The 25,791-nt window shown below is 58.7% G+C and carries 20 protein-coding genes; 15 read left to right on the forward strand and 5 right to left on the reverse strand.

Annotated elements, in window-relative coordinates; all coding sequences use genetic code 11:
* Positions 1-488 precede the first annotated feature (488 nt).
* The 6 genes from I9185_RS00395 (at position 489) to I9185_RS00420 (ending at position 9,183) form a co-directional block, all read left to right on the forward strand.
* Positions 489-2,765, forward strand: a complete 2,277-nt coding sequence (locus tag I9185_RS00395; protein ID WP_209547071.1) for a hypothetical protein — start codon at positions 489-491, stop codon at positions 2,763-2,765.
* 131 nt (positions 2,766-2,896) lie between these two features.
* Positions 2,897-4,837, forward strand: coding sequence for a type I secretion protein (locus I9185_RS00400; RefSeq protein ID WP_209547074.1), 1,941 nt, complete (start codon positions 2,897-2,899; stop codon positions 4,835-4,837).
* Between the two features lie 38 nt (positions 4,838-4,875).
* Complete coding sequence (locus tag I9185_RS00405) at positions 4,876-7,092, forward strand: type I secretion system permease/ATPase (RefSeq protein ID WP_209547078.1); 2,217 nt, start codon at positions 4,876-4,878, stop codon at positions 7,090-7,092.
* 2 nt (positions 7,093-7,094) lie between these two features.
* Positions 7,095-8,447 carry an HlyD family type I secretion periplasmic adaptor subunit gene (locus tag I9185_RS00410; protein WP_209547081.1) on the forward strand — a complete coding sequence of 451 codons (1,353 nt, stop codon included), beginning with the start codon at positions 7,095-7,097 and terminating at the stop codon, positions 8,445-8,447.
* 79 nt (positions 8,448-8,526) lie between these two features.
* A complete protein-coding gene (locus tag I9185_RS00415; RefSeq protein WP_209547084.1) occupies positions 8,527-8,904 on the forward strand; it encodes a rhodanese-like domain-containing protein in 378 nt (125 codons plus the stop codon).
* A gap of 93 nt (positions 8,905-8,997) precedes the next feature.
* Complete coding sequence (locus I9185_RS00420; RefSeq protein WP_152457401.1) at positions 8,998-9,183, forward strand: hypothetical protein; 186 nt, start codon at positions 8,998-9,000, stop codon at positions 9,181-9,183.
* Here I9185_RS00420 and I9185_RS00425 read toward each other — a convergent pair whose 3' ends face one another.
* A complete protein-coding gene (locus I9185_RS00425) occupies positions 9,184-9,942 on the reverse strand; it encodes an alpha/beta fold hydrolase (RefSeq protein ID WP_171724360.1) in 759 nt (252 codons plus the stop codon).
* A 91-nt stretch (positions 9,943-10,033) separates the two neighbouring features.
* Here I9185_RS00425 and I9185_RS00430 point away from each other — a divergent pair, with 91 nt between their 5' ends.
* Positions 10,034-10,408: a hypothetical protein gene (locus tag I9185_RS00430; protein WP_209547087.1), complete on the forward strand. Its 375-nt coding sequence runs from the start codon at positions 10,034-10,036 to the stop codon at positions 10,406-10,408.
* Positions 10,409-10,678: 270 nt separating this feature from the next.
* Here I9185_RS00430 and glyA read toward each other — a convergent pair whose 3' ends face one another.
* A complete protein-coding gene (gene glyA / locus I9185_RS00435) occupies positions 10,679-11,974 on the reverse strand; it encodes a serine hydroxymethyltransferase (protein ID WP_209547090.1) in 1,296 nt (431 codons plus the stop codon).
* Between the two features lie 168 nt (positions 11,975-12,142).
* Between glyA and I9185_RS00440 the strand changes: the two genes are divergently transcribed.
* Positions 12,143-12,904 (forward strand): NAD kinase, encoded by a 762-nt coding sequence (locus I9185_RS00440; protein WP_245217987.1) that lies wholly within the window; start codon positions 12,143-12,145, stop codon positions 12,902-12,904.
* Between the two features lie 241 nt (positions 12,905-13,145).
* On the opposite strand, the gene I9185_RS00445 is transcribed toward I9185_RS00440, so the two are convergent.
* The 3 genes from I9185_RS00445 to I9185_RS00455 form a co-directional block, all read right to left on the reverse strand.
* The gene (locus tag I9185_RS00445; RefSeq protein ID WP_209547093.1) at positions 13,146-14,597 is read right to left on the reverse strand and encodes an amidase family protein; all 1,452 of its coding nucleotides are present in this window, start codon (positions 14,595-14,597) and stop codon (positions 13,146-13,148) included.
* A gap of 89 nt (positions 14,598-14,686) precedes the next feature.
* Positions 14,687-16,576: a propionate-CoA ligase PrpE gene (gene prpE / locus I9185_RS00450; protein ID WP_209547096.1), complete on the reverse strand. Its 1,890-nt coding sequence runs from the start codon at positions 16,574-16,576 to the stop codon at positions 14,687-14,689.
* A gap of 366 nt (positions 16,577-16,942) precedes the next feature.
* Positions 16,943-19,216: an NADP-dependent malic enzyme gene (locus I9185_RS00455; RefSeq protein WP_171633733.1), complete on the reverse strand. Its 2,274-nt coding sequence runs from the start codon at positions 19,214-19,216 to the stop codon at positions 16,943-16,945.
* A gap of 185 nt (positions 19,217-19,401) precedes the next feature.
* On the opposite strand from I9185_RS00455, the gene I9185_RS00460 reads away from it, so the two are divergent.
* From I9185_RS00460 to upp, 7 genes are all read left to right on the forward strand, one after another.
* Entirely contained in the window at positions 19,402-20,106 is a 705-nt protein-coding gene (locus tag I9185_RS00460) for a hypothetical protein (protein ID WP_209547099.1), read from the forward strand.
* Positions 20,069-21,172 (forward strand): cupin domain-containing protein, encoded by a 1,104-nt coding sequence (locus I9185_RS00465; protein ID WP_209547102.1) that lies wholly within the window; start codon positions 20,069-20,071, stop codon positions 21,170-21,172. The genes I9185_RS00460 and I9185_RS00465 overlap by 38 nt, the downstream gene beginning before the upstream one ends.
* A 68-nt stretch (positions 21,173-21,240) precedes the next feature.
* Positions 21,241-21,657, forward strand: coding sequence for a cytidine deaminase (locus tag I9185_RS00470; protein ID WP_171723615.1), 417 nt, complete (start codon positions 21,241-21,243; stop codon positions 21,655-21,657).
* Between the two features lie 4 nt (positions 21,658-21,661).
* Positions 21,662-22,969 carry a thymidine phosphorylase gene (locus I9185_RS00475; protein ID WP_210092785.1) on the forward strand — a complete coding sequence of 436 codons (1,308 nt, stop codon included), beginning with the start codon at positions 21,662-21,664 and terminating at the stop codon, positions 22,967-22,969.
* On the forward strand, positions 22,966-24,177 hold the full coding sequence (locus tag I9185_RS00480) for a phosphopentomutase (RefSeq protein WP_209547106.1): 1,212 nt from the start codon (positions 22,966-22,968) through the stop codon (positions 24,175-24,177). The genes I9185_RS00475 and I9185_RS00480 overlap by 4 nt, the downstream gene beginning before the upstream one ends.
* A complete protein-coding gene (locus I9185_RS00485) occupies positions 24,174-25,160 on the forward strand; it encodes an adenosine deaminase (RefSeq protein ID WP_209547109.1) in 987 nt (328 codons plus the stop codon). The genes I9185_RS00480 and I9185_RS00485 overlap by 4 nt, the downstream gene beginning before the upstream one ends.
* Entirely contained in the window at positions 25,157-25,789 is a 633-nt protein-coding gene (upp, locus tag I9185_RS00490; RefSeq protein ID WP_171633718.1) for a uracil phosphoribosyltransferase, read from the forward strand. The genes I9185_RS00485 and upp overlap by 4 nt, the downstream gene beginning before the upstream one ends.
* Positions 25,790-25,791: the final 2 nt, after the last annotated feature.

Genomic DNA, 25,791 nt, shown 5'->3' on the forward strand with positions numbered 1-25,791 from the left:
CGTGATTTTCTACAACCAGACGGTATAGTTCAAGTGCCTTAGATATAGAACTATTGTTTAGGTTTTTCGGTGTGGCATTGTGTAACCAGTGGAAACAATTGCATTATTTTTTATTGTTTTCTTAATTTAGAACTTTTTGATCCAGTTCGGCTAAAGTTCCACTGCATTCTCAAAATAAACAATAAAAACAATATGTTATTCTCACCAGAACTTTCAGTTAGCTAGTCGCAAGCGTGCGTCACTGCGAACATGGTCAGGCTTTAATTGTGAAAGCGTCTGTCCCTGCCGCGCCCGTTCCTTGCGTATTTCAGCATCGATTGTGAACGGTCGCGTATTCGGCTTAGCCGGGAAAGGAGGTGGCCTAAAGAAAACGACGGTGGACCGCATTCAGCGTGTTTGAACGCTGTGCGGGTATTTTAGTTTCAATCACGCCCGTTGCCGCTTTGTAGATGAATGGCGGTCAGGCGTTCCAGAAATGGGAATTTGTTATGAGACGTAATGTAAACAATACAAACGTAACGACCGTTGACGAAATTGTTGTCGAAAACCTGGAAGCTCCGGTTGATGTTGAAATTCAGGTTGATGAGGCTCTTGTCGAAGCCGATGTGACTGCGCAGCAACAGCAGCAGGACCAAAATGTAGAAAACGCCAACGAGCAGGGCCAGGATCAGGGCCAAGACCAAGGTCAGGACCAGGGTCAGGATCAGGACCAGGGTCAGGATCAGGACCAGGGTCAGGATCAAGACCAGACGCTTAATGCCGGCGACAACACCAACGACAACTCCAACAGCAACTCAATCAACATCGATTTCGGCGGCGGTGAGTGGATTCCGCGCGACGATGATCAGGTTGATCTGGATCTTGGTGACTCGGCGACAGTGGGTGACGTGATCACTGCTGGCCGCGATCTGACCTATGATCCAGGCGATGACATGAATCTGGATATCTCGATGGACGACGCCGGAACGGCAATGTCATCCGTGAACAGCCAGGTCGCCAGCCTGAGCGACGACGACACGCTTGATTCACCGACCGTATCCAACAACGCCGACTTCACCCAGAACGGCGATGCCAATGGCGGCACGGCAACTGCGGCTGAAGGTATCAGCTCGGATGCCAACGGTGGAAAATCGGGCGACGGTGGAACCAGTTACGGTGGAGCGGCCGATTCATCAACCTTGGGCAGCCACGCGTGGGCTGACGGTGGTGATACCGGCAGTGCAGATGCCGATTCCAGCGCCGGCCGGGGCGGATCGACCGGTGACGCAAGCAATGCCAGCAATGGTGTTGGTATGGCGGGCGCAGGATCCGACGGTGACAGCGCCGGTGGAGATGGCGGTGCCGCGGATAGTTCGGCTTCGTCCGACAATGATGGCAGCACAAGTGCCGATGGCAGCGGAACCGGCGGAGCCGGCGGCAGCGCGGATTCGTTTGGTCTGGGTCTGGGCCTGGGTCTGTCCGGTTCGAACGCAGCCGGTAACGCAAACGGCGGCGACAGCGATTCCGACTCGACAGGAACCGGGACCGGAACGGCGGACAACGCTGCGGATGCGTCCGGCGCGGATGGTGGCGATGGTAATGCTGCGGCAGATGGTTCGGCTGCGAACACCAGCGACAGCAACACCGATGCGAATGACGCCACTGCGGGTGACAACACTGCTGACGGCTCTGCTGACAGCGGCGCGGACAGCTCGGCTGACGGCTCTGGCGGAACGGGAACCGGTGGTGACGGATCCGGCGGTGACGGCACTGGCGGTGACGGCACCGGTGGCGACGGTACCGGCGGCGACGGCGAAGGTGGATTCGGCGCGATGGTCGAAGCTGCAATCATGGCTTTGCAGGAAGAGCTGGGCATGATTGACGCCGAAGCAGGCGAAGGCGGCGACGGTACCGGCGGTGACGGCACCGGTGGCGACGGCACGGCCGGCGACGGTTCAGGTGGCGACGGCTCGGGCGGCGACGGCTCCGGTGGGACCGCTGATGCGGATTCCGATGCGCAGGGTGTTGGCGATCAGTCGGCAAGCGGGCCGGATATCGACCAGAGCCCCGGCGACGTGAACGGCGCGGCCAGCAACTCGCAGGACACCGACGGCAGCGGCGGTAACGGCGGGTCGAACGCAGCAGATGGCGCAGCGGATGCGGCCGGTACCGGAACATCGGCTGCCGACGGCGACGGCGGCGCGGGCGGTAGCACAACGCCAACATCGACGTCTACCGGCAACGGAGCCGGGTCTGCCGACGCGGCCAATACCGCAGGCAACGGCGGAGCTGCCGACATCTTCGGAGACGCCGACACAAACGGTGCGGCTGACAGCTTGGCCGAAGCAATTGCCGGATACGGTGGCGAAGGCAGTTCCGACAATGACGCCACATCGACTGGGTCGGGCGACGCAGCTGGTGCGGCTGACTCGGGCAACGGTGGTGCCGGTGGCGCATCCGCCGCGAACGGCGGAACCAGCGGAGCTTCGATGGGCACTGCAACGTCAGGCGATACCATGGGTGGCATGATCACCGGTGGTAACGGTGGCGGCGCCTATTCAGGTGACGGTGGTGCCGGCGGCAATGGTGGTGCCTGGGGCGCGAACAATGGTGGCGATGGCATCGTGACCGGCGAGTCCTATGCATCGGCGGCAGCTGTCGTTGATACGTCTGCGTTCAACCAGTCGATCATCATGGGCGCCAACGTCCTGGGCAACACGGTCGATACGACCATGGTGGGTGGTTCGATGACCATGTCCCACGCCAGCGACGACACGGACGTTTAAGTCAAAAGGCGGGGCTCGCATTTTCGGGCCTTGCTACCCTTCGAAAATGCCGGGGCCGCAAAACGCGGCCCCGGCCCAACTGAACCCAAAGCGGAAATTACGAGCCGCCGCGGGCAAAAAGGAAAACCGACATGGCACTTGACGGTATTACGGAAACGATAGCGCATTTTGTTGGAACTTTTGAGCTTACGATAGAACAAGCCCGCCTGAGGGATCAGTACGAGGAATTCAGCGCCCTGAGGCGTAAAGCCGAAATAGACGGGCTTGACGAGCCTACCTCGATCAACATCAAAGCTGATCTGGATATCCCAGCGGGCGAATACAAAGCCCTGCCATTCAATTTTCTTCCCTCTCAACCAGAACTTCCGTTGCCAAAAGCTCCTGTCGGGCCGGTGCATGAGTCGGTCATCGTCCTTAACGGTGACAGCGCGGAATCCACGCGATTTGTTCCAGACAGCATATCCGGCCCGTCTTCTGCACCGGAACTGATTATTCTGCGACCGGATACGGTGCCATTGGGTTCGGCACTGACATTCACCGTGCAAAAGGTGGTCATGCGCGACAACGACACGGTGGGAGAAGGGGACTTTCGCGATACCGAAGCGCTGATCGCCCAGGGCGAAGAGATGATGGACATGGCGCTGTCGCTTCATGCCATGGCGGCCCCTACGCTTTCGCTCGCGGATTACAAGTCGACCGAAATGCTCGAGGCGCTGGCCGAACAGATGTTGGCCCCGGCAAACGCGAATATAGACGGGGTCACGGTACATCAGTTTCATGGCGATGATGCGTTGGGGGTGATCGTAAACGGCAAGTACGTTGACGAATCTCCGGTATGGACAGACATCCTGCCTGCGTTCCATCAGCCGGATGAAGCCGGAGAGGATGAGACAGAGGCCATGCTTCCGGCCGAGTGGGATCAGTCGAAAGATCCAGACTTTGACGACGGACACCTGGTCGTGACCGGAGGGAACCTTGCGATCAATGCTGTCTCGGCATCTATAGGTTGGGTTGATGCCCCCTATATCGCCGTCGGAGGGCAGGCGATCAGCCTGACCGCCATCAGCCAGGTCGCGCTTGTGTCAGATTGGGATGTGGGGGCGCCGGGAACGGGCAGCGGCACCAATGTGATTCAGTCCTCGAAGATCGAAGTCGAAGGCCGAGAGGCCCCCTGGCTGGACAATGGCACCGGAACAACCGGACAGCCCGAGTTCATCGTTGTGGATTGGGTCCACGGTGATCTGGTTGTGGCCAACTTCGTCAAGCAAGTTATCGACGCCACGGATATAGACAACATACAGACCGAGATTTCGGCCGCATCGACCTTGTACGCGCTGGGCGACAACGAAATGTTCAATGTCACCGACATCGTGCAGCTGGGCAGCTTTTACGACCTGATCATGATCGACGGGAATATGATTTCCGTGGACATGTTGTACCAGACCAACGCCCTGATGGATGACGATATCATCAACGGCGGTATGCCCGGCGCAATGGCCGGAGATGATGAAAACGTGATCATGAATGACGCGTCGGTCAAAACGATAGGCGCAGATACACATCAGGATCTGCAGCAGAACCTGTCCGACGCCATGGCGCTTGATCAAACGGACATCGATGCCTTGGAGAACGCGCTGCTCAACGATCCCTTGTTCGCAGGAATGGAACAGTTGCGCGTGCTCAAGATCGACGGAGACTTGTTGCAGGTGAACATTGTTGAACAGGTCACCATGATGCTGGATCAGGATCAAATTGACCTGTCCGGTCCAAGTGCCGCCGATACCGATGTCGTCGCGGGCAGCAACGCCCTGTTGAACTCTGTCAATCTGACCAAGATGGGTGTGGATTCGACGGTTATGGCCGCTGACGGATCTTATTCTGACCTGCTGCTTCATCAGGCCAGCCTGATTGACGTGCCAGACAACCAAGAAATCACAGATATGACCAACGAGGCGATCGCCGCAATCATGGCGGACATGTCTGTGCCGCAACCGGATGCCGCCCTGGCACTGGACGCACAATCCACTGACACAACGACACCAGATGACGGCCTGCAATCCATGCTGGCCTGACCCCCCAAGTTTTTATCGAGTGACCAGAAGGTTTGTATATGTCGATTGTTTTTTCGTCGCGCCGTCCACTCTTATCCAGTCCCTTGGACAGGCAGGGAGGTTTGGGCCCGAAGCGCCAGCGCGCAGACGGTGGGGCAGATCCAGCGACACAACGGGTCAAAGCCCGTTTGCACCTGACGCAGGAGATGCGCGTGTCTGAGTCAGATCCAGATTCGACGGTTGAAACCGAAGCGCCACAGCAATTCGAAGACCAAAAACACTCACGCGAACAACGGCGCGCTGATCCTCCCCATCAGCGTGCGCAGCCGCAACCCGCGCAAGATGAAGACCCGGCGGGTGGCGGCAATGGGGTGGCCGATGCCGACGGCCCGGATCCGGCATCCGCCGGGGACTCGACTGCGCGCAAGACCCCCTCTGCACGCGCATCCGGTGAGAACGGCATAGGCACCACGATCGAGGCCAAGGCAAACCAGCCACTGTTGCAAACGAATTCTGGCGGCGGTGATGGGAACGGGCCACCCCAAACCTTCCACAAACGCACCCCGCCCGAAGATTTCCAGCGCACGTTGCGCGTTTCGATGCGGGCGATCCGGCGCAATCTTGCGTTTGTTCTGGTCCTGACCTGCGCCACGAACATCCTGATCCTGGCGATCCCGATCTATCTGTTCCAGATCAGTGACCGTGTTCTGACCAGCCGGTCGCTGGATACGCTGATCATGCTGACGGCCATCGTGGCAGGGGCGGTGATCTTCCAGTCTGCTTTTGATGCGGTGCGGCGGTTCATGCTCATGCGGACCGGGGTCGAAGTGGCGGCCCGGCTGGGTGCACCGGTTCTGAGCGCGGCGGCCCATGCGTCGCTGCACGGAAACGGGCGCGAGTATCAGACATTGGGCGATCTGCAACAGCTTCGCGGTTTTCTGGTCTCGGGCACGCTGCTTTCATTTCTGGACGTGCCGTTTGCGCCGCTGTTCATCCTGATGATTTTCCTGGTGCATCCGCAACTGGGCATGATCGTGGTGGTTACTGCGCTGATCCTGATGACGATTGCGCTGATCAACCAGAAAATGACTGCCAAGCCGTTTGCCGAGGCCAACAAGGCACAGTCCATGGCGAACCTGCATCTGGATTCGATGTCTCGCAACAGCCAGATCATCAACGCCTTGGCAATGATCCCCGAAGCCGTGCGGATCTGGGGGCGGGACACTGCCCAATCGCTGACCTGGCAGGTGCGGGCGCAGGACCGCAACGTGATCTTCGCTTCAATCTCGCGCGCCGTTCGCCTTTTGACGCAGATCGGAATTCTGGGTTGGGGCGCGTTTCTGGCGCTGCAAGGAGAAATCACAGGCGGTATGGTGATTGCGGCCTCGATCATTGCCGGACGTGCCTTTGCGCCAATCGAAGGTTCGATTGAAGGGTGGAACAGCTATCTGCTGACGCGCGGAGCTTACGGCCGGATCAAGGCGCTGTTGTCGACCTCGGCCCTGCAATACGAAAAACTGCGTCTGCCACGCCCCGAAGGTCGGCTGGATGTCGAACGCCTGCTCTATGTACCGGGCGGAACCAAACGCGTGGTTCTGAACGGCATCACGTTCTCGCTGGTTCCCGGTGAAACTTTGGCCATCATCGGTAATTCCGGTGCCGGGAAAACCACGCTTGGGAAAACTCTGGTGGGATCCATTCTGCCCACATCGGGCAGCGTAAGGCTTGACCTGATGGACATCCGAAACTGGGACCCGCGCCAGTTTGGCGAAAGCATCGGCTACCTGCCGCAGGATGTTCAGCTGTTCCCGGGCACGATCAAGGACAATATCGGCCGGATGCGGGCGGATGCCACTGACGAACAGATCCACGATGCCGCCGTTCTGGCCGATGTTCACAACATGATTGCAACGCTGCCGCAGGGATATGAGACCGTGGTGGCCGCTGATGGCTCGCCTTTGTCCGGTGGTCAGAAGCAGCGTATCGCACTGGCGCGGGCGTTCTTCGGCAACCCCAGAATGGTTGTGCTGGATGAACCGAATTCAAATCTCGACGTCGCGGGCGACAAGGCGCTGGCATGTGCGATCGAACAGGCGCGTCAAAGCAAGATCACCGTTGTCGTCATTACGCAGAAGCCAACGTTGTTGAATGTTGTCGACAAGATCATGCTGCTGACGGACGGGCGTGTGGCCCTGTTTGGTCAACGTGATCAGGTTCTTCAGCAGATCAACGGGCCGCGCAAGCAGACTGGAATTGAAGGCCAGCAGGGGGGCTGACCATGAATGACCTCGTACCTGTGAACAACTCAGCCAATGAACCAGAAGTCTGGTATGCCGAGGTTCCGCGCTCGATCAACAGGTTGATAGTGATCGGGGTGGTCTTGCTTGTCGTGTGCTTCGGCGGTTTCGGGGTATGGTCCTTCAGTGCCCCGCTGGCCGCAGCGGTCATCGCGCAAGGCAGTTTTGTGGCCACGGGCCGCAACAAGATTGTCCAACATCTTGAAGGCGGCATCATCGAAGACATCAAGGTTGTGGAAGGTCAGGCGGTTCAGGCAGGTCAGGTTCTGATGACCCTGGACCAGACCTCGGCCCAGGCCAATGAACGTGAATTGCATATTCGCAAGCTGCGCCTTCAGGCCATGACCGAGCGGTTGCTGGCCGAGTACGGGGAGCGCGACCGCCTCGTGTTTTCGCAGGCGCTTGTCGAAGCATCCGACGATCCTGAAGTAATGGCCATTCTGGATGGGCAAAAGCTCAGCTTCGATGTGTCGCGCAAGACGCTGCTGAATGACTTGGCCCTGCTGGAGCGCAACATGGAAGCACTGAAAATCCGATCAAGCGGATTTGAGGCGCAGCTGGACAGCATGGCACGGCGCGCCGAGATCTTGCAGGAGGAGTTCGAGGCCAAGAGCCAACTGTTCGAAAAGGGCCTTGTCCGCAAAGGAGAGCTGAACACCATCCGTCGTGTGCAGGCCGAAGCCGAAGGTCAGCAGGCCCGGTTGCAGGCGGAAGCCGCTGAAATCAACCAGATGCTGCTGAAATATGACGAACAGATCGCGCGTACGCGGTCCGCCTATCGTGAGGCCGCACTGGATGAACTGGGCGTGATCGAAGCTGATCTGGAAAGCGTGCGTGAAAAATCCCGACAGGCGCGCAGCGTTCTTGACCGGGCCGTGGTGCGTGCGCCGGTAACTGGAACGGTGGTGCGATTGCATTATCACACGCCGGGCGGTGTGATTGAGACCGGGGAACCGATAGCCGAGATCCTGCCCGCAGATGCGCCCCTGATCATCGAGGCACAGATTCCGCGTACCGAGATTGACAGTGTCGTCACGGGGCAGACCGCCACAGTCCGCCTGATCGCATTGAACCAACGCACGACGCCTGTTTTGTATGGCGAGGTCTTCTATATCTCGGCCGATGCGCTGCTTGAGGATTCGACCGGTGTTCCGCAGGAAGTCTATCTGGCACGAGTCTCACTGACCCCGGATGAGTTGCAGCGCGTGCGCGGCTTTGTTCCGACACCGGGGATGCCCGCTGAAATCATGATCCAGACCGAGGAGCGCACCTTTGCGGCCTATATCGCCAAACCGGTATCAGACAGCATGTCGCGGGCGTTTCGCGAGCAGTAACACGCGCGTTTCCTTCCGTGTCTACACCTTCCAAAATTCGCATGTTAACCTCTGCGCGGTGACGTAAAGGAGAACTCACATGCCGGTGACGGTGAAAGAGATGATGGAGGCGGCCAACGCGGTGGTCGAGCGTACCGATGCGGCCAAGGCAAAGGCGATGACCGAACAGGGGGCGCTGCTGTTGGACATACGCGATGCGAATGAGCTGGAACACACGGGCCGCGCCGTTGGGGCGCATCATATACCCCGGAGCATGCTGGAGTTTCGAGCAGACGATGCATTGCAATCACATGACCCTGAACTGCGCAAGGATCGCCCCATCGTGTTGTACTGCGCATCAGGCGGGCGCGCGGCTTTGGCCGGAAAACTCTTGAAGGATATGGGATACCAGAGGGTGTACAATCTTGGTGGATTGACGGACTGGGTGAATGGGGGCGGTGAAATCGCCAAATCCTAGTTTCGGAACCGTCTGCATCTGACACAAATCAAAGCGCAACACATTCGAATCGTGAAATATTTGGCCGGAAGCCATCAAAAGGAAAACCCGGTCATGTTTCGCCTTGCCGCTATGCTGTATTCCCTGATTGCAACTGCTCTGTCCGGTTCGGCCGTTATTGCCGTGCTTTCAGCTGGAATGGTATCCGTCAGCGCAATTGTGGGCGCCGCGGCCGCTGGGGCCGTAATCGCGGCTCCGGCATCCTGGATGGTGGCCAGGCGGCTGTATCAAGGCGCTTGATCAGGCGTTCAGGAAGGTCCTGACGGCAGCTTCGAACTCGCGCGGTTTTTCGGCGTGCAGCCAGTGCCCGGCGCCGGGGATCTTGGCAAATCGCGCGCCGGGAAACAGAGCGCGGATTTTGGCCCGATGTTCCGGCAAGACGTAATCTGACTCGCCCCCCGACAGGAACAGCGCGGCGCCTAACCACTGGGCGTCCAACTCGGGAAAGCCCATGATATTTGGCATCTGGTCCGCCAACACGTCCAGGTTCAACAACCAACGCTTTCCCTTGATGTCCAGCGATTGGGTGAAGAAGCTCTGCAATGCTTTTTCAACGCCTTGCTCGGCCAATTGTTGCTCGGCATCCGAGCGGCGTGCAATGCGCGAGAAGTCCACGGCACGCATGGCCTCGATGAACTGAATTTGGCTGTGCGTGTATTTCACCGGCGCAATATCTGCGACCACCAGTTTGTTCACCAGCGCGCCGTGTTGCAGCGCAAGTGTCATCGCTGCCTTGCCGCCCATTGAATGCCCAAGTACGTCCGCCGTCCCGCCGATCCGTTCGATGACCTCGGCGATATCCTGCGCCAGATGGGGATAGTCATGACAAGCGTCCCACGCGCTGTAGGCATGGTTACGCATATCGACGGCCACAACCTGCCGCTGGTCTGATAGCCGTCTGGCAATCACGCCCCAGTTTCGGGCCGATCCATACAGGCCGTGGGCAATGACAAGGGGCGGTCGGGCGGTCGGTTCGCCATGTATGATGGTGTTCAGCATGTACCGCGTGATACAAGCCACCGCCGGAAACGACCAGCCCCATTGTAGGTCATAGACGCTGCCGCTAGATTGCCTCCGCAGGAGGCCACCAATGCCGCAGGACCCAGACATTCAGACCCGGATCGCCGAAACGGTTGTGTTGCTGCGCGCAAAGCTCGGAGTGCGCGACAAGACGCTCGAGGCATCGATCCGCAAGGCCAGGCGCCGACTGCCGCGGCGCGTCTATAAGCAGGCCTTGATTCTGGCCCGGGCCGAGGCGATGGCGTCTCATCCCAAACTGAGGCTGGTTCTGGATAACCCCAGGCTGATCAAGGCGTCCGACGTGGTGCAGGAACATCTGGGGTCCATCAATCTTGCGGATCGCAGATGGGGGTGGTTCCTTGGTCTGCTGGGGGGGCTGGCCTTCAACATGCTGGCACTGACGACACTGTTGCTGGTTTTTCTGTGGTGGCGCGGCTTGATCTGAGCTTGGATTCCGGACAACGCGCCAAGGTCTGAACATGGCGCAAACCCCTGTGTGCGGTAACATCGAATGCACGGAGTCGGTGTGACCAGCGCGAAAGGCTGATCGGGGCGGAAAAAGCGCGTATTGACCAGAATGGCTTGGGCGACCGTGGGGCCCGGGACCTTGCCCAAAACATCGGATTTGCGCTGGGCGAGATCCAGACCGTTTTCAGGAATCTGACGCAAAAAAACGGCGCCTCAAGGCGCCGTTCCGTGTTTGAGGGTGGACCAGTTACAGGTTCGGATAGATCGGGAATTTGGCGCAGAGGTCTGCGACCTCGGCCTTGACCTTGGCTTCGACGGCGCCGTTGCCGTCTTCGCCATTGGCGGCCAGGCCGTCGACCACTTCGATGATCCAGTCGGCGATCTGGCGGAATTCGACCTCGCCGAAGCCGCGGGTGGTGCCGGCGGGCGAACCCAGACGGATGCCCGACGTGATGGTCGGCTTTTCCGGATCAAACGGCACACCGTTCTTGTTGCAGGTGATATGCGCCCGGCCCAAGGCCTTTTCGGTGGCGTTGCCCTTGACGCCTTTGGGGCGCAGGTCGACCAGCACCACATGGGTGTCGGTGCCGTGGGTCACCGTGTCCAGACCGCCCTTGATCAGCTGATCCGACAGCGCCTGGGCGTTGGTGATCACCTGCTGGATGTAGGACTTGAACTCGGGCCGCAGCGCCTCGCCAAAGGCCACGGCCTTGGCCGCGATCACATGCATCAGCGGGCCGCCCTGAATGCCGGGGAAGATGGCCGAGTTCACTTTCTTGGCGATATCTTCATCATTGGTCAGGATCATGCCGCCGCGCGGGCCGCGCAGGGTCTTGTGCGTGGTGGTGGTGGCCACATGCGCATGTGGGAAGGGGCTGGGATGTTCGCCCGCCGCAACCAGACCGGCAAAATGCGCCATGTCCACGTGCAGATAGGCACCGACCATGTCGGCAATCTGACGCATGCGGGCAAAGTCGATCTGGCGCGGGATGGCCGAACCGCCGGCGATGATCAGCTTGGGCTGGTGCTCTTTCGCCAGCGCCTCGACCTGATCATAATCCAGCATGTTGTCCTGCTGGCGCACGCCGTATTGCACCGCGTTGAACCACTTGCCCGACTGGTTCGGGCGGGCGCCGTGGGTCAGGTGACCGCCGGCATCCAGGCTCATGCCCAGAATGGTGTCGCCGGGCTTGATCAGCGCCTGAAACACGCCCTGGTTGGCCTGAGAGCCGGAATTGGGCTGCACGTTGGCGAATTCACAGCCGAACAGCTGCTTGGCGCGGTCGATGGCCAGGTTTTCGGCGATGTCGACGAACTGGCAGCCGCCATAATAGCGGCGGCCGGGATAGCCTTCGGCGTATTTGTTGGTCATCACCGAGCCCTGCGCCTCCATCACGGCGGCAGAGACGATATTCTCGGACGCGATCAGCTCGATCTCGTCGCGCTGACGACCCAGTTCCGACGTGATCGAGCCAAAAAGCTCGGGATCACGATCAGAAAGGGACTGGGTGAAAAATCCGGTATCACGAAGATTGGCGTTCATGGGCGCTCCACATGGCTGGGTAAAAATCTTGCGGATTTCCTATCGGAAACGCCACATTCGCAAAAGGCTTAAAGCGACGATTTGGCCCGCTGCGGCGTCAAGACTGGCCTATCGGGGAAAGGTATGTTTGTTTCGGAACCAAATGTGCAGCACCGGAAACCGGAAAACATGAAAAAAAGAATCGCCTTTCTTGCCAGTGAGGTCAAAGTGGCGCAAACGGCCCGGGATATTCTGGTGTCCAAACACGGTAATGTGGCGCCCCGCGACGCAGATGTTGTGGTTGCTCTTGGGGGTGATGGCTTCATGTTGCACACTTTGTACAATGTGCAGCATCTCGATACTCCGGTTTACGGGATGAATCGCGGCACGATCGGCTTTCTGATGAATGAGTATCACGAAGACGATCTGATGGCGCGGTTGGAGGATGCCGAAGAAGAGGTTATCAACCCGTTGGCCATGCAGGCGATGGACCAATCAGGAAAACTGCACCAAGCCTTGGCGATCAACGAAGTGTCATTGCTACGCGCCGGTCCTCAGGCAGCAAGGCTCAAGATCAGCGTAGACGACCGGGTGCGCATGGCCGAATTGGTCTGTGACGGGGCATTACTTGCCACTCCTGCGGGATCGACCGCCTATAACTATTCCGCGCATGGGCCGATTGTTCCGATTGGCGCTGACGTTCTGGCCCTGACACCCATCGCGGCGTTTCGCCCACGGCGGTGGCGCGGTGCCTTGTTGCCGAAAATGGCGAAAGTCAGGTTCGATGTGGTCGAAGCTGACAAGCGACCGGTCATCGTGGCTGCTGATTCCGTTTCTTTCCCGGATATAGACTGGGTCGAGATCAGGTCGGAACCAGCCATTGCGCACCGTATCCTTTTCGACCCCGGCCATGGGTTGGAAGAACGTCTAATATCCGAACAATTCACGTAAAATCGGCCATCTCCAAATTTTTTCTCACGCCTATGTGAAGCAGTTCACAGGAATTCCCTTAACGATTGGCTAATGTGAAATAGCCCGGAGAACACGCCAAGGTGGGAGTGAGTGGCCACCTGAACGGCGTATTCGAATGATTGCGCAGATTTTGCGCTGGCGAGGGTGGGTGGTGCTACGCTCGTCATCAGAAATCCGGGCTTATTTTAGCAGTCGGACCCCGGGTACAATGTCCCGGGGTCTATTTTTTGCAGCCGCCCTGCAACTCTGACTTCTCCCAAAGCGGCAGGCACATTTGGCCCACGCGTGCCTCGATTGCCGAGGCCGCATCCACCGCCAGATCTTCGCGCCAGCGCTGTGCTGCAATCTGAACATTGATCGGCTGTGGGCCCTTTGGCAATTCAGCCAGCCGGGCCGGGACACATGCCGCAGGCAGGCCCAGAAAGTTCATCGCATAGGAATAAACGGCGCACCCCAGAACCTCATGCACTCCGTCGGCGCCTTCGGTGTCCCGGTCAGGTTTGAAGAACGGCTGTGGCAGGAAAGGCGACAGCACCAAAGGGTAATCTTGTAAAAACAGGGACCATTCCCGCGCATAGTGGCTTCGTTTGGCCAGCATCTGAACCATCTCGGTTTCGACAATTGGCGGGAACTCCTGGAAATAGACCGCAAAGATATTCTGAATGGTTTTCGAACCGGCCGTTTCGATATCTGATTGCATGAGCGTGAGCACTTCGCCCATCAGCGTACGGTAACCGATCCGACCGCATTCAAATACATCAGGCGGGTCAATCTCTTGCACCACATAACCCGCATCGGTCAGTGCGTCCCGTGCCGTGTCGAGCGCTTTTTCCACCTCGGGGTGCAGGGCATAGCCGAATGTGTTCTTGGTGAAGGCTACCTTGATGGGCGCGTCGGGATCAGGACCACGCCAGGGCATCGGCACGTGAAACGGGTCACGCGCGTCGGCGGCGATCAGGCTGGGCATGGACAGATGCAGGTCAGCAGCCGACCGGGTTATCAGACCCTGAACTGACATCGACTGCGCCAGCAAACCGCGTTCGACTTTCTGGCTTGGGTTCCACGCCGGGACACGCCCCAGCCCGGGTTTCACGGTCACGGCTCCGTTGGCCGCCGCGGGAAAGCGCAGGCTGCCGCCGATATCGTTGCCGTGGGCCAGCGCGCCGATTCCGGCCATGACCGCGACGCCAGCCCCACCGGAAGAGCCGCCGGGCGAGATATGCCGCCCCCAGGGGTTGTGCGTACGCCCATACAGCGGATTGTCCGTGTCGGCGCGGAAAGAGAACTCGGGCGTGTTGGTTCGCCCGACAACAACAGCCCCTGCCTTTAGCAGATTGCTCACAACCGGGGCGTCATCCGGTGCAATCACATCTTTCAATGCGACGACACCGTTGGTTGTGGCATGGCCTTTTTGGTCAACGTTCACCTTGATCGTGACCGGCACGCCATGCAGCGGACCCGTGGGTTTGCCGCCAGCCCGCGCATTGTCCAGCGCTTCGGCACGTTCCAACGCTTGTTCGCGCAGGTCTTCCACCACCGCATTCAAACCGGGGTTGACCTCATCCATTCGCTCGATCGAGGCCCGAACCGCCTCGGTTGCACTCAGGTCGCCGCGTCTTGTCAGGGTGGTCAGGTCTGTGGCGCTGAGACGCCAGATATCGGTTTGTGTCATGGGTCCTCACTGTCTTAACGTGACAGTAGAGGGGCTGCTTCCGGTTGCAAGAGAAGACAAAAAATGGGCGGCTAATGCCGCCCCTCGGGTTACTTGGCGTAACCGATTGTCTGCAAGGCCTCTTTGATCTCGTCAAGAATGGCTGGATCATCGATCGTTGCAGGCATTTTGTAATCCTGACCGTCTGCAATCGACACCATCGTACCTCGCAGAATTTTACCCGAACGTGTCTTGGGCAACCTGTCGACGACGACGGCCAGTTTAAAGGCCGCCACCGGGCCGATCTTTTCCCGCACCATCTTGACGACCTCCTGAACCACGTCGCCATGATCCCGATCAGCGCCGGCATTCAGGCACAGGAACCCAACGGGCATCTGACCTTTAAGCTGATCCGATACGCCGATCACCGCGCATTCCGCGACGTCCGGGTGAGCGGCAAGCACTTCCTCCATCCCCCCGGTCGACAGGCGGTGACCCGCGACGTTGATGACATCATCGGTGCGGGCCATAATGTAAAGATATCCGTCCTCGTCGATCATGCCGGCATCGCCGGTTTCATAATACCCGGGAAAATGCTCCAGATATGACTTCCGGAACCGTTCTTCGGCGTTCCACAAGGTCGGCAGGGTGCCCGGAGGCAATGGCAGTTTGACCGCGATGGCCCCCAGTTCGCCGGCTTTCATTGGGTGGCCGCCTTCGTCGAGAATTTGCACATCATAGCCGGGCATCGGTTTCGCGGGCGAACCCAGCTTAATCGGAAGCTCTTCGATACCCAGCGGATTTCCGGCGATGGCCCATCCGGTTTCGGTCTGCCACCAATGGTCGATCACCGGAACCTTCAGCGCATCCTGCGCCCAGATGATGGTGTCGGGGTCAGCCCGTTCCCCCGCAAGATACAGTGCCCGTAGATGAGACAGATCGTACTTGGCGATCAATTCGCCTTTGGAGTCTTCTCGTTTCACGGCACGGATCGCCGTAGGGGCGGTGAAGAAGCTTTTAACCTTGTGTTCCGAGATCACGCGCCAGAAGGTTCCCGCATCAGGGGTGCCGACCGGTTTGCCTTCGAACACAATCGTCGTGTTGCCGTGGATCAGGGGGGCATAGCAGATATAGGAATGTCCAACGACCCAACCCACATCGGATGCCGCCCAGAATACATCACCGGGATCAACGTCATAGATGTTCTTCATGGTCCAGTTCAGTGCCACCAGATGTCCGGCAGTGGGACGCACGACACCCTTGGGTGCCCCCGTGGTGCCCGATGTGTACAGGATGTAGGCCGGATCATTGCCGTCGACGGGAACACATTCCGCTGGTTCGACACCGTACTGGAACCCGTGCCAGTTGTAGTCGCGGCCTTCGATCAGCTGCGCAACTTCCTGTTCGCGCTGAAAGATGACGCAGAAATCCGGCTTGTGCTTGGCAAGTTCGATGGCACCGTCCAGAAGCGGCTTGTAGTGCACGACCCGGCCAGGTTCCATACCACAGGACGCGGCAATGACGGCTTTGGGTTTGGCGTCGTCGATGCGAACTGCCAGTTCGTTGCTGGCAAATCCGCCGAACACAACGGAATGCACAGCGCCCAGACGTGCGCAGGCCAGCATCGCCTCAAGCGCCTCGGGGATCATCGGCATGTAGATGATGACGCGGTCACCTTTCTCGATACCTTTCGCCCGCAGCGCGCCGGCAAGATTGGCCACGCGGTTGCGCAGTTCGACATATGAAATCTCGCGCTTGGTGTGGGTGATCGGGCTGTCATAGATGATGGCGGTCTGCTCGCCGCGCCCGTTTTCCACGTGGCGGTCCACGGCGTTCCAGCAGGTATTGACCCGTGCGTCGCTGAACCATTCGTACAAAGGCGCGTTGTCGTCGAACAGAGCTTTGCTGGGTTCTTTGACCCAATCGATCCCCTTGGCGGCGTCCATCCAGAACGCCTCGGGGTCTTTCTTCCAACTGTCATAAACGTCCTGATACGCCATCTCGTCCTCCTCACAACGACTTGGTCTTTGTGTTAGGACCCAGAAAACTATCGGGCAAGCGCGTCAAATGACGACGCGTCAGTTTATCGCAAAATATTTGCAGTAATTCGCGCAACAGCTTGCAAATTTTTGCAAACATCTTTTTCAGCATTGGATTTTCTGCGCCAAAGAGGCCATTTTGCAAACTTGCAAATTCGACTGTGCAAAAGATCACGTCCGAGGCGACTCGGCGCGAGGCCTATTCGTCCTTCTTCCGCGTACCCCACGGCTTCCACGGAGATGCAACGACATATAGCAGTCAAAAGGTGAGAATTGTGTTAACCGCACCCCCGTAGGGGATGCGGTTTTGGGCGTCGGGCGGTCGGCTCACCCGTAATGCGCCACCGGGGTCCCCGCGATGGCAGCCATGTTCAGCAATCCGCGTGCGGTAATGGACGGGGTGACGATGTGCGCCTTGTTGCCCATTCCCATCAGAATAGGGCCAACTTCGATACCGTCCGCTTTCATTTTCAGGATATTGCGCACACCGCTGGCCGCATCCGCATGAGCAAAGATCAGCACATTTGCCGCGCCCTGTAGGCGAGAACCCGGAAAAATTCGTGCCCGAAGATCCGCATCAAGGGCCGCATCCAGGTTCATTTCGCCTTCATAGACAAAGTCGCGCGGTTTCTGGTCCAAGATGTCCAATGCAGCGCGCAGGCGCTTTCCCGATCCTTCTGCCTGATTGCCGAATTGTGATTGCGAACAGAATGCGATCTTGGGTTCGATCCCAAATCGGCGAACATGCCGCGCGGCGCCAATGGTGGATTCCGCCAGTTCTTCGGGTGTCGGCAATTGCCGGACATGCGTATCGGCGATGAACAGGGGGCCGTCTTCCAAAATCATCAGCGACAACGCGCCGTGCGGACGCAGGTTTCCATCGTCAAGCACCTGTTCAACATAATTCAGATGCCAACGATACTCGCCGAACGTGCCGCAGATCAGGCTGTCAGCCTCGCCCCGATGCACCATGATCGCGCCGATGGCGGTTGTATTTGTGCGCATGATCGCCTTGGCCAGATCCGGGGTCACACCTCGGCGCTGCATGATCTGATGATACGAGTTCCAATAATCGTAATAACGCGGATCGTTTTCTGGGTTCACGATCTGGCAGTCTGTGCCCGGGCGAATGGTCAGGCCCAGTTTTTCGCATCGGGATTCGATGACTTCGGGGCGTCCGATCAGGATCGGTGTTTCCGTTGTTTCCTCAAGAATGGCCTGTGCAGCCCGCAGCACCCTTTCATCTTCGCCTTCGGCAAATACGATGCGACGGGATGCGACGGCCGCGGCCTCGAATACGGGGCGCATCAAAAGCGCCGACTTGAAAACAGACTGGTTGAGTTTTTCCTTATAGGCCTCAAGATCCTTGATGGGGCGCTTTGCGACGCCGCTTTCCATGGCTGCCTTGGCAACGGAAGACGAGACGACACCCACCAAACGCGGATCAAAAGGTTTCGGAATCAGGTAATCCGGCCCAAAGGTCAGTTGCTCGCCCTTGTAGGCGGCTGCGGCCTCGGCGCTTGTCGTCGCGCGGGCCATTTCCGCAATGCCGTCAACGCAGGCGATCTGCATTGCGTCATTGATCTCGGTCGCGCCCACATCCAGAGCGCCCCGGAAGATAAACGGAAAGCACAATACGTTGTTGACCTGATTGGGAAAATCGCTGCGCCCCGTGGCGATGATCGCGTCCGGTGCAACCTCACGCGCGGCCTGAGGCAGAATTTCTGGCGTTGGGTTGGCCAGTGCGAAGATGATCGGACGATCGGCCATTTTCTGAACCATTTCAGGCTTCAGGACATTTGGGCCACTCAGGCCCAGAAACAGATCCGCATCGCCGATTACATCATCCAGAGTCCGCAATTCCGTTTTCTGAGCAAACTGCGACTTGTGCGGGTTCATATCCTCGGCGCGCCCCTCGTAGACGAGCCCGTGAATATCGCACAGCCAGATGTTTTCCTGTTTCACGCCCAGTTTCACCAGCATGTTCAGGCAGGCAATCCCAGCAGCCCCGCCGCCAGTTGATACGACTTTGATGTCCGCAAAGGATTTCCCCGCCACATGCAAAGCGTTCTTGGCCGCGGCCCCGACGACAATGGCGGTTCCGTGCTGATCGTCGTGGAAAACAGGAATGTTCATGCGCTCGCGGCACAGCTTTTCGACAATGAAACAATCCGGTGCCTTGATGTCTTCCAGGTTGATGGCCCCGAATGTCGGTTCCAGTGCGCAGACGATATCCGCCAGCTTTTCCGGATCAGGCTGGTCTACTTCGATATCAAAACAGTCAATACCAGCGAATTTTTTGAACAGGACGGCTTTGCCCTCCATCACTGGTTTCGAGGCCAGCGCCCCGATATTGCCCAGACCAAGAACCGCGGTGCCGTTGGATACCACGGCGACAAGGTTGCCGCGCGCCGTGTACTTTTCCGCGTTTGCGGCGTCGGCTTTGATTTCAAGGCTGGCCTCGGCCACGCCGGGCGAATAGGCGCGCGCCAGATCGCGACCGTTGGCCATCGGTTTCGTGGCCTTGATCTCAAGTTTTCCGGGTTTCGGATGGGCGTGATAGTCAAGCGCGGCCTGTCGCAGGCTGGGGGTGTCAGACATTGAAGTTTCAGTTCCCTCTTAGAATTTGATTTAACATTAAACTATTCGTCCAAGCTTGGCTACGTTGCGTAATTTTGCCGACGTGGCGCAGTTGCACACCCGAAATGGGTTGAATTTTGACATATTTTTTTTACATCTAGGCAACTTTGCGAAACGAACAAACACTCAGGCAAGACGAAGCAGTAATGACTTTCAAGGCAAATGATCAGGTCGATGGCCTGTTTTCCGGTTCGGTGTCGGATACCGGAGTTGTGCGGCTAACCCTTTGGTTTGCGGTGCTGTCAGGTGTTGTGCTTCTTGGTGCTGTTGGCATCTGGCCAGAACAGGCACTGGTTCTCAACCAGGAAGGCGGGTTGTTTGAAACAATTTCCGCCGCGTGTTTGTTTGCAGCAGGTGTGGCGGCTTTGTGGCGATATCCAGGTGTCACCCGGCTGTATATCGGGCTGACATTCCTGTTGTTGGCCGAGCGTGAGCTGGAAGCAGGCGTTTATCCTGAAGGCAGTTTGCCGTTTCTGATCCTTGACGGTCTGGATGTGGTGCTGGACGTCACTCTGGTCAGGGTCGTTCTGGCCTGCGTTGTTTTGGGCGGTGTCATCTGGCATGGGATCCCGACGGGATGGTGTGCTGTCAAACAGCGCGCGTCTTTTCTGATCGTGTTCATTGCGGCCGGCTGTCTTGCCGTCATCGCTCAGCTTCTTGAAGAATTCACCGGTCTGCACGGCCAAGCTTTGTCGTCAGTTGTGAAGACGCGCCTTTTTGTGATGGAAGAAACGCTCGAGATGTTCTTTTCGATTGGCATTTTGGCCTCTGTTCTGATCGGATGGTCAAAATCGAATTCTGACGAGACATCTCATGACAAAGACATACGCGCCTTCCCGGACCCAAGCTGAATTCCGGTTGCCTACCCAGGAAATTCGAAACGACATCCCCTTTTATACCAAGGTGTTGGGGATGCAGATGGACATGATCTATCCCGCGGACGATCCGCGCGTCGCAGTGTTTTCGGGGCACGGTCTGCGGCTGCGGATTGAAAAAGACGCGCCCGAAGCTCCGGGAACATTGCGCATCCTGACAGATGACCCGGAAAGCTTTGCAGATGGCCAACGCGTTCTTGTCGCGCCGAATGGGACCCGGATCGAAATCGAAGAGCGTAATCCGCCGCTGGTGATGCCTGAAACAGTTCATTCCTTTGTGGTGCGCAGGCTCAAGGATCAGGCGCCATGGATCATCGGTCGGGCGGGGATGCACTATCGCGATCTGGTGCCGGATCGTCTGGGTGGATCGATAATCGCCAGCCATATCCGCATCCCGGACGGGGGCCCGGTGCCCGATATGGTGCATTTTCACAAAGTCGGGTTCCAGCTGATATTCTGCATTCATGGCTGGGTGGATGTCGTCTACGAGGATCAGGGAGAGAAAATGCGCCTGACCGCAGGGGATTGCTTTATCCAGCCGCCGGAAATTCGTCACCGCGTGCTCGAGGCGTCAGACAATGTTCAGGTCATCGAGATAGGTGTGCCAGCGGAACATGTCACGGAAATCGACCATGATATGCAGCTTCCCACGCCGCATTTTCGCCCGGACCGTGAATGGCAGGGGCAGCGCTTTGTCTACAACCAGGCCAAGGATGCTGAATGGGTGCCATTCCGTCTTCCAGGTTACATCTGCCGCGATACGACAATTGCCGAGAACACCAAAGGGGTCGCTGGCGTCCAGGTCGTACGCAAAGGGCAGGGCGATACCGAATGGGCCAGTCACGATACGGACATTCACTTTACCTTCGTGATGGACGGGGCGGTAACACTGGAAGGCGAGGGGCGCGAGCCCTACCGGCTGGAGCAAGGAGATGCCTTTGTCATCCCGCCCGGGATGCGCACGCGCTTGTCCTCGCCCTCGGACAACATCGAGTTGCTGGAAGTAACCTTGCCCGGTACGTTCACGACAACACTGGGCTGACTGAAAAACACTGGCTGGGGGCTTCAATTCCTCGGCCTTTTTACGTAACGATCCAAATTTCTGACCAGATGATCAAAAAACGGGGAATCGCCATGTCGCTCAAAGACGCTGCCTTGTCAGTCCGCGAAAACGCCTATGCGCCTTATTCGAATTTCAAGGTTGGCGCAGCGCTTCGGACTTCGACGGGTCAGATCTTTTCCGGGTGCAACGTTGAAAACGTGGCCTATCCCGAAGGCACTTGTGCCGAGGCCGGCGCAATTGCCGCGATGGTCGCCGCAGGTGAGCAGGAACTGACCGAGGTCTATGTGGTCGCCTCCAGCCCTCAGCCTGTGCCGCCTTGCGGTGGGTGTCGCCAGAAACTGGCCGAGTTTGGCAAGCGCGACGTTAAGGTTACTCTGGCAACCGTGGACGGTGCTGAATTTAAGACAACCATCGGGGATTTGTTGCCGGGCGCATTCGACGCGTCTCATATGGAGGATGTCTGAACGCATGGATGCCCGCTCGATCATAGCAAAACTGCGCAGGCAGGAGGTGCCCGGTCGCGAGGAGCTGACCTGGTTTGCGCAGGGGCTTGCGGATGGAAGCGTCAGCGACGCCCAGGCCGGGGCATTCGCCATGGCTGTCTGCATGGGCGGATTGGGCCCTCGGGGGCGTGCGGATCTGACGATTGCGATGCGCGACAGCGGTGACGTTCTGACGTGGGACGTGGACGGGCCGGTGATCGACAAGCACTCGACCGGAGGGGTCGGGGATAGCGTCAGTCTGGTTCTTGCTCCGGCGCTGGCGGAATGTGGGGCGTATGTCCCAATGATCTCGGGCCGGGGTCTTGGGCATACCGGCGGAACGCTGGACAAGCTAGAGGCGATACCGGGAGTCAGCACTCAGATCGGGCAGGACCGCCTTGCGCAGATTTTACGCGATACCGGCGCGGCCATCGTCGGGGCGACCGGTCAGATCGCGCCGGCAGACAAGCGCCTTTATGCGGTGCGGGATGTGACCGCGACGGTCGAGAGCCTGGATCTGATCACGGCGTCGATCCTGTCCAAAAAACTGGCCGCCAGCCCGGACGCGCTGGTTCTGGATGTCAAAACCGGCAGCGGTGCTTTCATGAAAACGATGGAAGATGCCCGCAAATTGGCCACCGCATTGACCGAGACAGCAAACGCAGCAGGCTGCCGCACGTCGGCGGTGATCACGGATATGAACCAACCATTGGCCCCGGCGTTGGGGAATGCCTTGGAAATCGCGGAAGTGATGAAGGTGCTGACCACGTCGAATGCGTCCCCTTTGGCAGACATTTCCGCCGAGCTGGGGGGGGTCCTGCTGACCGATGCAGGAATGTGCGGAACGGTTGAGGAAGGGCGTGAGAAGATCTTTGAAACCATCCGTGACGGCCGCGCTGCCGAACGGTTCGGGCGTATGATGGCAGCGGTTGGTGGCCCGGTTCAGTTTGTCGATACCTGGGCCCGCTTCCTGCCTGAGGCGAATGTCATCCAAGAGGTTCCGGCCCCGCAGGACGGCTTCATCTCGGCCGTTGACGGAGAAGCTCTGGGTCTTGCCGTGGTTGCGCTGGGCGGTGGCCGTCAGGTCGAAAGTGATGAGATCGACCCCGCCGTCGGAATATCCAGTGTTCTTCGGCTTGGGGATCGCGTGTCAAAAGGCGCGCCGATTGCAGTGATCCATGCTGCTCGGGAAGATGCCGCGCGCCGAGCAGCTGAAACCGTGCTGAGCGCGATTGAGATCAGCGATATGGCTCCGACGTTTCCGGATCTGATCCACGAAAGGATCAGCGTATGAGCCGTGCATTTCTCGTCGTCATGGACTCCGTTGGAATAGGCGGTGCGCCTGATGCCGATCGTTTTTTCAATGGCGACGTCCCGGATAGTGGGGCAAATACGCTGGCCCATATCGCGCAAGCCTGTGCCTTAGGGCGGGCCGAAGACGGGCGCTCGGGCCCTTTGATCCTACCGACCCTCGATGCGCTGGGTTTGGGTGCGGCTGCGCGGCTGGCGTCTGGGGACGCAACCCCCGGATTGAACGCGAAACCCAATGGGCTGTGGGGCTGCGCGCGCGAGCATTCGCCCGGCAAAGACACGCCCTCGGGCCACTGGGAACTGGCAGGTCTGCCGGTGCCGTGGGATTGGCACTATTTCCCCGATACTGTTCCGGCTTTTCCCGCGGGCCTGAGCCGCGCAGCGGCTCAGGCCGCCGGGACCGAAGGCATCCTTGGCGATTGCCATGCCTCGGGCACGGCGATCATCGCCGAACTGGGTGCCGAGCATATGCGAACCGGCTGGCCGATCTGCTACACCTCAGCCGACAGTGTGTTTCAGATCGCAGCCCATGAAGAGAGTTTCGGACTGGACCGTTTGCTGGGTATGTGCCGCGCACTTGCACCGCGCTTGCACAAGATGAAAGTGGGCCGCGTCATTGCGCGCCCCTTTGTCGGCTCGCCAGAGGTGGGATTCGAACGGACTGCCAACCGCAAGGATTTCGCCATTCTGCCGCCCGCACCGGTTCTGACCAATTGGGTGCAGGATGCCGGGCGGAAGGTGCACGCGGTGGGCAAGATCGGCGACATCTTTTCCATGCAGGGTATCGACACGCTGCGCAAAGGGTCGGACGCTGAACTCATGCGGCACCTTTCAGATCTGGTGGATGACGCCGAACAGGGCAGCCTGACTTTCGCTAATTTTGTTGAATTCGATAGTCTTTACGGCCACCGCCGCGATATCAGCGGCTATGCCCGAGCGTTGGAATGGTTCGATCACGAGATCGGCAAGATCCTGGCCGGGCTTCGCCCCGACGACCTGTTGTTGTTGACCGCCGATCATGGCAATGATCCCAGCTGGACCGGGACAGATCACACACGTGAACAAGTGCCGGTTCTGATTTCCGGGTCGGGCACGGGGCAGATCGGCCAGGTGGACTTTGCCGATATTGCCGCCAGCATCGCCCATCACCTGAACATTCCGGCGCAAGGGCCGGGAAGGAACTTTCTATGAGCGTCGCCGATCTGCCGAAAATAGAACTGCACCTGCATCACGAAGGCGCCGCGCCACCGGCATTCATACGTCAGCTTGCGCATGAAAAACGAGTGGATCTGAGCGGTATCTTCAAGCCGGACGGATCCTATGATTTCCGTGATTTCGCGCATTTCCTGAATGTGTATGAAGCTGCTTGCGAAGTCCTGAAGACGCCCGAAGACTTCCGGCGGCTGACATTGGCCATTCTTGAAGAAAGCGCCAAAAACGGTGTCGTCTATTCTGAGACTTTTCTGAGCCCCGATTTTTGTGGCGGCGGCGACCTGCACGCCTGGCGGGACTATCTGAACGCCATTCAGGACGCGGCGGACGAGGCCGAGCGCAAGTTTGACATCACCTTGCGCGGCGTCATTACCTGTGTGCGCCATTTCGGCCCCGATCAAGCCAAGCGCAGCGCCTATTGCGCGGCAGAGACTGCGGGCGACTGGATCACCGGTTTTGGCATGGGTGGCAATGAATCCGTTGGCACTCAGGGCGATTTCAAATGGGCGTTTGACTGCGCGCGCGAGGCCGGCCTGCGGCTGACGACACACGCCGGTGAGTTTGGAGGCCCTCAAAGCGTGCGCGATGCCGTCCGCGATCTGGGGATCGAGCGCATCGGGCACGGTGTTCGCGCCATCGAGGATCCGGACCTTGTTCGCGAACTGGTCGACCGGGACATCACTCTTGAGGTCTGTCCGGGATCGAATGTGGTTCTGGGGCTTTTCCCGGATTTTGCGACACATCCAATCGCGGCCCTGCGTGATGCGGGCGTGAAGGTCACCGTCTCAACGGATGACCCGCCATTTTTTCACACGACCATGCGGCGGGAATATGAAATGCTGAACGTAGCTTTCGGCTGGGAGGCCGGAGATTTTGCGTCCCTGAACGAAACCGCCCTGGAAGCGGCCTTTTGCGATGACGCCACCCGTGCGCGGGTCAAGAAAAGACTGGAGAAAACATGAGCGAACATCTGACCATCGTCGATCACCCTCTGGTGCAACACAAACTGACGCTCATGCGGGACAAGGGCACCTCGACCGCCGTGTTCCGGCAGTTGCTGCGCGAAATAACGCTGCTGCTGGCCTATGAGGTCACGCGCGACATTCCCCTGACCACGCGTAATATCGAAACGCCGATGGAAGAGATGGATGCTCCCATACTGGCGGGCAAGAAAATGGCGCTGGTGTCGATCCTGCGTGCCGGAAACGGGATGCTGGATGGGGTGCTGGAGCTTGTTCCCTCTGCGCGTGTCGGCTTTGTCGGTCTGTATCGCGACGAAGAAACGCTGAAGCCCGTGCAGTATTACTTCAAGGCACCCGAGAGCCTGAAAGACCGTTTGGTTATCGCGGTGGATCCGATGCTGGCCACCGGCAACAGCTCGGCCGCGGCGATTGACCTGCTGAAAGAGGCGGGGGCGACGGATATCCGGTTTCTGTGCCTGTTGGCCGCGCCGGAAGGTGTGGCGCGTATGAAAGAGGCGCACCCGGATGTGCACATCGTCACTGCCGCATTGGACCGCGAGCTGAACTCGAAAGGCTATATCATGCCGGGTCTGGGTGACGCGGGCGACCGGATGTTCGGAACCAAGTAACC

It is taken from the genome of Ruegeria sp. HKCCSP346 (genome assembly GCF_017872595.1).
Taxonomy (GTDB): domain Bacteria; phylum Pseudomonadota; class Alphaproteobacteria; order Rhodobacterales; family Rhodobacteraceae; genus Ruegeria.

Coding starts and splice junctions, on each gene's coding strand:
- I9185_RS00440 (WP_245217987.1), top strand. CDS start 12,143: ATGAAAAAAAGAATCGCCTTTCTTGCCAGTGAGGTCAAAGTGGCGCAA.
- I9185_RS00445 (WP_209547093.1), bottom strand. CDS start 14,597: ATGACACAAACCGATATCTGGCGTCTCAGCGCCACAGACCTGACCACC.
- I9185_RS00410 (WP_209547081.1), top strand. CDS start 7,095: ATGAATGACCTCGTACCTGTGAACAACTCAGCCAATGAACCAGAAGTC.
- prpE (WP_209547096.1), bottom strand. CDS start 16,576: ATGGCGTATCAGGACGTTTATGACAGTTGGAAGAAAGACCCCGAGGCG.
- I9185_RS00470 (WP_171723615.1), top strand. CDS start 21,241: ATGATCAAAAAACGGGGAATCGCCATGTCGCTCAAAGACGCTGCCTTG.
- I9185_RS00465 (WP_209547102.1), top strand. CDS start 20,069: ATGACAAAGACATACGCGCCTTCCCGGACCCAAGCTGAATTCCGGTTG.
- I9185_RS00480 (WP_209547106.1), top strand. CDS start 22,966: ATGAGCCGTGCATTTCTCGTCGTCATGGACTCCGTTGGAATAGGCGGT.
- I9185_RS00460 (WP_209547099.1), top strand. CDS start 19,402: ATGACTTTCAAGGCAAATGATCAGGTCGATGGCCTGTTTTCCGGTTCG.
- I9185_RS00405 (WP_209547078.1), top strand. CDS start 4,876: ATGTCGATTGTTTTTTCGTCGCGCCGTCCACTCTTATCCAGTCCCTTG.
- I9185_RS00430 (WP_209547087.1), top strand. CDS start 10,034: ATGCCGCAGGACCCAGACATTCAGACCCGGATCGCCGAAACGGTTGTG.
- I9185_RS00425 (WP_171724360.1), bottom strand. CDS start 9,942: ATGCTGAACACCATCATACATGGCGAACCGACCGCCCGACCGCCCCTT.
- I9185_RS00400 (WP_209547074.1), top strand. CDS start 2,897: ATGGCACTTGACGGTATTACGGAAACGATAGCGCATTTTGTTGGAACT.
- I9185_RS00415 (WP_209547084.1), top strand. CDS start 8,527: ATGCCGGTGACGGTGAAAGAGATGATGGAGGCGGCCAACGCGGTGGTC.
- upp (WP_171633718.1), top strand. CDS start 25,157: ATGAGCGAACATCTGACCATCGTCGATCACCCTCTGGTGCAACACAAA.
- glyA (WP_209547090.1), bottom strand. CDS start 11,974: ATGAACGCCAATCTTCGTGATACCGGATTTTTCACCCAGTCCCTTTCT.
- I9185_RS00420 (WP_152457401.1), top strand. CDS start 8,998: ATGTTTCGCCTTGCCGCTATGCTGTATTCCCTGATTGCAACTGCTCTG.
- I9185_RS00485 (WP_209547109.1), top strand. CDS start 24,174: ATGAGCGTCGCCGATCTGCCGAAAATAGAACTGCACCTGCATCACGAA.
- I9185_RS00395 (WP_209547071.1), top strand. CDS start 489: ATGAGACGTAATGTAAACAATACAAACGTAACGACCGTTGACGAAATT.
- I9185_RS00455 (WP_171633733.1), bottom strand. CDS start 19,216: ATGTCTGACACCCCCAGCCTGCGACAGGCCGCGCTTGACTATCACGCC.
- I9185_RS00475 (WP_210092785.1), top strand. CDS start 21,662: ATGGATGCCCGCTCGATCATAGCAAAACTGCGCAGGCAGGAGGTGCCC.